At 69.2% G+C, this 5737-nt stretch carries 7 protein-coding genes; all 7 read left to right on the top strand.

Translation table 11 applies throughout. The features are described 5' to 3' along the window. The coding region (locus tag J0L98_RS20845) for a hypothetical protein (protein ID WP_296414085.1) at positions 1 to 329 on the top strand (329 nt) is incomplete at its 5' end. Then, complete coding sequence (locus tag J0L98_RS20850) at positions 326 to 1447, top strand: zinc-binding dehydrogenase (protein ID WP_296414087.1); 1122 nt, start codon at positions 326 to 328, stop codon at positions 1445 to 1447. The genes J0L98_RS20845 and J0L98_RS20850, both read left to right, overlap by 4 nt. A 2-nt stretch (positions 1448 to 1449) precedes the next feature. Then, positions 1450 to 2580 carry a 2-aminoethylphosphonate--pyruvate transaminase gene (locus J0L98_RS20855; protein ID WP_296414089.1) on the top strand — a complete coding sequence of 377 codons (1131 nt, stop codon included), beginning with the start codon at positions 1450 to 1452 and terminating at the stop codon, positions 2578 to 2580. Beyond that, complete coding sequence (locus J0L98_RS20860; RefSeq protein ID WP_296414090.1) at positions 2577 to 3197, top strand: HD domain-containing protein; 621 nt, start codon at positions 2577 to 2579, stop codon at positions 3195 to 3197. Before J0L98_RS20855 ends, J0L98_RS20860 begins: the two co-directional genes overlap by 4 nt. 190 nt (positions 3198 to 3387) lie before the next feature. Beyond that, positions 3388 to 4593 (top strand): hypothetical protein, encoded by a 1206-nt coding sequence (locus J0L98_RS20865; protein ID WP_296414091.1) that lies wholly within the window; start codon positions 3388 to 3390, stop codon positions 4591 to 4593. Further along, positions 4580 to 5146, top strand: coding sequence for a hypothetical protein (locus J0L98_RS20870; RefSeq protein ID WP_296414093.1), 567 nt, complete (start codon positions 4580 to 4582; stop codon positions 5144 to 5146). Before J0L98_RS20865 ends, J0L98_RS20870 begins: the two co-directional genes overlap by 14 nt. A gap of 90 nt (positions 5147 to 5236) precedes the next feature. Next, positions 5237 to 5737 (top strand): TolC family protein (locus J0L98_RS20875; protein WP_296414094.1); only part of this gene is annotated, 501 nt, incomplete at its 3' end.

The raw sequence follows: 5737 nt of genomic DNA on the forward strand, positions 1-5737 counted from the left end.
ACTGGGTGGCCGCCGTCCCCGGCGTGGCCGAGGCCCTGGAGCGGGACGCCGCGTGCGCCCGCTTCGACCTGCCCGCCGACCGGGAGGGCGATGTGGCGGTGATCGCCGAGGCCGGAGTGGTGATCGGCAGCCGTGCCGCCGAGCATGACCTGTCCGCCCTCAAGGATGCCCGCCTGCGCAGCCATGGCGGGGTGTCCGAGGCCCGCGTGCCCTTCATCCTCAGCGCCCCGCTCAACGCCGCGTACAGGGCACGGGCTGCCGCCGGCGGATTGAAGAGCCACTGGATCTACGACTTCGCCATCAACGGCACCCGCCCGGAGGCCGCATGATTCCGACCCAGGCCCGGGTGGCCGTATATGACACACCGGGCGGCGCTTTCCGCCTCGCCGACTATCCCCTGCGGCCACCCCGCAGCGGCGAACTGCTGGTCAAGGTGCGCATGGCCACCCTGTGCCGCTCCGACATCCACACCTGGCAGGGGCACCGCCCCGGCCCCTGTCCCGGCCTGCTCGGCCACGAGATCATCGGCAACATCGTGGCCCTGGGCCATGGCGTGGAGCGGGACATGCGCGGCGACCCGCTGCGCCAGGGGGACCGCATCACCTGGAGCGAGTACTTCGCCCCGACGCCGGACTATTTCTCCGAAATCCTCGACCTGCCCCACAAGTCGGCGGGCGTGGACAAGTACGGCCACTGCTCCGCCGATACCGCACCCCATCACCATGGTGGTTTTGCCGAGTACTGCTACGTACTGCCCCGGTCCTGGGTGCTGCGTCTCCCCGATGAGCTCAGCGACGAGGAGGCCACGCCCATCAACTGCGGCGTCGCCACCATGGTCGCCGCGGTGGAGGCGGCTGCCCTGAAGCTCGGCGACACGGTGGTAGTGCAGGGGCTGGGCCTGCTCGGCCTGTACGGCGCAGCCATCGCCAAGGCCCGTGGCGCACGCCGGGTGATCGGCGTGGATGGCGAACGGACCCGCCGCGAGATGGGGGCCCTGTTCGGTGTGGATGTGGCCCTCGACCCTGACGCGGAGGACGGTGCAGCCCTGGCCCGCCAAGTCCGTGAACTGTGCCCACCGGCCGGCCCCGACGCAGTGATCGAAGTGTGCGGCGACCCGGCCGCCATCCCCCCCGGGCTGGCCCTGCTGCGTACCGGCGGCACCTACGTGATCGCCGGCATCGTCAGCCCCGGCACGCCCGTGCCCATCGATGCCAACCTGGTGTTGCGCAAGCTGCTTACCCTGCGCGGCGTACACAACTACCACCCCCGTCATCTGATCCAGGCCCTGGATTTCGTCCAGGCCAACCGGCGCCGCTTTCCTTTCAAGGCACTGGTGGACCGTCACTACACCCTTGAGCAGCTGAGCGAAGCCTTCGCTGATGGCGCCGCACGCAAGGTGCTGCGCGCCGCCGTGGTGCCCGCCACCGCCAACCACCCAGGAAACTGATCATGCCCGAACCGATTCTGCTGACCCCCGGCCCCCTCACCACCACCCGCCGCACCAAGGAAGCCATGCTGCAGGACTGGGGCTCCTGGGATCAGGATTTCAACGCCCTCACCGCCGGCGTCTGCGCCCGCCTGACAGACATCGTCGGCGGTGCCGACAGCCATGTCTGCGTGCCCCTGCAAGGCAGCGGCACCTTCGCCGTGGAAGCCGCCCTGGGTACCCTGGTGCCCGTGGACGGCAAAGTGCTGGTGCCCAACAACGGGGCCTACTGCCAGCGCGTCGTGCGCATCCTCAACACCCTCGGCCGGAGCTGCGTAGTACTGCCCTTTGGCGAGGACGAGCCGGCTGACCCGGTGCGCATCGCCCGGGCTCTGGCGGACGACCCCACCATCACCCACGTGGCCCAGGTCCACTGTGAAACCGGCACCGGCATCCTCAACCCCCTGCCGGCCATCGCCGAGGCCGTGGCCAGCCAGGGGCGCAGCCTGATCGTGGATGCCATGAGCACCTTCGGACTGATTCCCATCGACGCGGCCCGCATGCCTTTCGACGCGGTGATCGCCGCCTCCGGAAAGTGCCTGGAGGGCGTGCCCGGCATGGGTTTCGTGATCGCCCGCCGTGTGGCCCTGGAGGAAGCCGCCGGCCGTTGCCATTCTCTCGCCCTCGACCTGCACGACCAGTGGCGGTACATGCAGCGCACCGGGCAGTGGCGCTTCACCCCTCCCACCCACGTGCTTGCTGCTCTGCACGAAGCCCTCGACCAGTACCGCGAAGAAGGCGGCCCGCCCGCCCGCCTGGGCCGCTACGCACGGAACTGCCAGGCCCTGGTGGCGGGCATGCGGGCGCTGGGCCTGCGTACCTTTCTGGAGGATCGCTTCCAGGCACCGGTGATCGTCACCTTCCACGCACCAACTGATCCGGCCTATTGCTTCGAGGAACTGTACGCGCGCGTCAAGGCCCGCGGCTTCATCCTCTATCCAGGCAAGCTGACCCGGGTCGACACCTTTCGCGTCGGCTGCATCGGCGCAATCGACACCAGGCAGATACACGCCGCTGTCGCAGCGGTAGGCGAGGCCTTGGCAGACATGGGGGTGCGCCATCCCGCCAACGCCTCTGGAGAAGCCCACCCGTGAGCACCGTACATCCCGCGCCAGTCACCACCCTGCTTAACGAACTGTTGGACATCTATGACGGCCGTGCCCATGGACGCTACGGCCTGTCCCAGGTCACCCAGCGCCTGCACGCGGTGCAATCGGCAGCCCTCGCCCGGCAACGCGGACTGCCCGCACATCTGATCGTGGCAGCCCTGCTCCACGACATCGGCCACATGATCCACACCCTGGGCGAACACCCGGCCGCCGCCGGCATCGACGATCACCACGAAGACGTTGGCGCCGAGTGGCTGCTCCCGCACTTCGGCCCCGCCGTGGCGGAAACGGTGCGCCTGCACGTGGCCGCCAAACGTTACCTATGCACCACGCAGCCTGGCTACGCCGACCGACTTTCGAGAGACTCCGTGGAGAGCTTGGCCCTGCAGGGTGGCCCCATGTCTGCGGTCCAGATACGTGCTTTCGAGGCACAGCCCTTCTGGCAGGATGCCGTCGCCCTGCGTCGGATTGATGACGCCGCCAAGGATCCCGACGGCCCAGCACCAACCTTCGTCGACTTCCTGCAGGAGATCAACATAGCCGCGGCCGGGTATGCCTGCCAACCGGCCCACCCGTCCGCTCCACTGTCAAAAACTGTATAAACGTCAAATTCATCTAAAACAACTCCCGCCGCTGGCTCATCCGGCATAGAATTGGCACCGACAGACTGCAATGCAGTTCGTCCCTTCGGCATAAGATTCGATGGGACGTCCTGCGCTGTCCAAGCCAAGCCGAGCCCAGCCCCGTGAACGGTCTCGGCGCCGCCCACTCGAATCCGGGAGAACGTCCGTCATGACAGCCACCACACTCCGCCTGTGTCACTCCGGCATGGATAACCGGGCGCTGTATGCCTTCGAGATCTTTCTGTCGCGGGTGGGACCCGGCGCCTGCCGGATCGCGGAGGAGGACGCGGCCGACGTGGCCTTCATCGACGTGGACAATGACCTGGGCCCCTACCTGCTGGCGGGGCACCGCATGCTCTACCCCCACCGGCCCTTGATCGTCACCACCCAGGCCCCCGGACAGCGCCCCGACCCCCTCACCGTGGAGATCACCAAGCCCGTCGGCCTGGCGGCCTTCTCGGCTGCACTTGAAAAAGTCCGCAGCCTGCTGCCGCCCGCCGACACGGCCACCACCCTCGGCCTCCCGGACGCCGGCGACGAGCGGGGGGGCACCGTGGACAGCATTCCCGACGAGATCGCCCTCGACACCCTGAGTGGTGCGGGCCCCGATGAGGTCGCCCTGCTGCGCCGGTTCGAGGCCCGCATGGCAACCCTCCACGTCGGCTCCCTGCCCGATGCCGATCTGGACAACCCGGCGGCCCTCGCCGGCATCTATTACGACCCGGCGAGCTTCCTGCAGGGGCTGGTGGCCCGGGCGATCACCCACGCCCGCGAGATCGGGCGCCCGGTACGCATCGACGACGCCCGCGGCACGGCCCTCATCCTCGACCCGCGCAACGGTCAGGCATGGACCACCCGCAGCCCCAATGCCCTGCGTGCCCTCGCCCAGCTCCCCACCCGCGGCACCCTCGCCATGGCTCGCCAGGAGGCCGACACACCGCTGCCGGAGGGGGCCGTGGCCCGCCCCCTGGATGGTCTGGAGTGGGAGCTGGCCCTGTGGGCCTCGCGGGGACGTCTGCCCCGGGGCACCGGGCTGGAGCACCCGATCCGCCTCAAGAGCTGGCCCAACCTCACCCGTCTGGCCGTACCGCCGGAAGCCATGCGCATCGCCGGTCTGTGGTCGCGGGGCGAGCTGAGCCTGCGGGAGACCGTTGCCAGTCTGGGGGCGCCCCAGCGCTACGTCTTCGCGTTCTACAGCGCCTGTGCCGCCCTGGGTCACGTGGAGCAGGTGGTCGCACCGGCGCCCGCGGCAACGCCCCGGAGCCCCGCCGCAGGGAACGCTGGCGTACAGGCGGCGCTCCCTACTCGCGGCCTGTTCAAGCGTGTTTTCGGCAAGCTCCTGGGTACCCGCCCGGACAAGCTTGCACCTGACTGACGCCTTAGCGCCGGTGGGTCATCACAAGCTCATCTTCGGCGGCCCGGTCGGCGCGGGAAAGACCACCGCGATCGGCGCCGCCAGCGACATCCCGCCCCTCCGCGCGGAGGCCCCCATCCTCGGCGGGCCGGGCCAGTCGAAGCCTTTCACCGGAGCAGTCCTCGACTACGGGGCGATGACGCTGGGCGATGGCTGCACCCTCCATCTCTACGGCACCCCCGGCCGGGAGCGCTTCGACTTCATGTGGGAACTGCTCACCGAAGACGCCCTGGCCCTGATCCTGCTCATCGACAACAGCCGGCCCGACGCCCTGGACCAGTTGCATTTCCACCTCGGCGCCTTCAGCCGCTTCATCCGCGACACCGCCCTCTCCGTCGGCATCACCCATTGCGATCTGGGGGGTGGTCTTACCCTCGACGACTACCAGGCCGAACTGGAGCGCGCCGGTTTCGGCTGCGTACCGGTCTTCGCGGTCGACCCTCGCTGCAGACGCGATGTCTGCCTGCTGATCGAGGCGGCCCTCAGCGTGCTCGCCCCCGTGGCCCGTGCCTGAGCCCTGCGCAAGATTGGTGCAAGGAATCATTCAGGTCATCGACAGGGACGCCTCCTAGACTTCAGGCCTGTTCAATCAGGCCTGCATGGAATGCGCCCCTCTTCCAAACTACTGCTGGCAAGCTGCCTGCTGCCGCTCTCCTGCCTGGCGCAGCCCCTCGATACACCCCCGCCCCTCGATCTCGCCACCGCCGAGACCCTGCTGCTCGAAGCCAATCCGGCGATTCTTCAGGCCCGGAGCGCAGTGGCCGGCGCCCGCGCCGGGATGGACATCGCCGGGGCACGCCCCAACCCCACCCTCAGCGCCGCCGTGACCAGCATCAACCCTGCCCGCAGCAGCACCGGCGGCTACTGGGATCGCCCCATGGACAGCGTGCTGCGGCTGGACCAGACCTTCGAACGGGGCGAGAAGCGCGAGCTGCGCCTGCGGGCGGCCGATCGCAATCTGGCGGCCACCGACGCCGACCTGGACAACACCATCCGTCTGGCCCGCATGGCCCTCGCCAATGCCTGGCTCAACCTGCGCGCGGCCCAGGAGATCCGCCAGATCGCCGCCGAAAGCGCGCGCCTGGCCGGCCGCGCCGCTGAAGCC

This window comes from Zoogloea sp., from assembly GCF_017302315.1.
In the GTDB taxonomy this organism is placed as follows: domain Bacteria; phylum Pseudomonadota; class Gammaproteobacteria; order Burkholderiales; family Rhodocyclaceae; genus Zoogloea.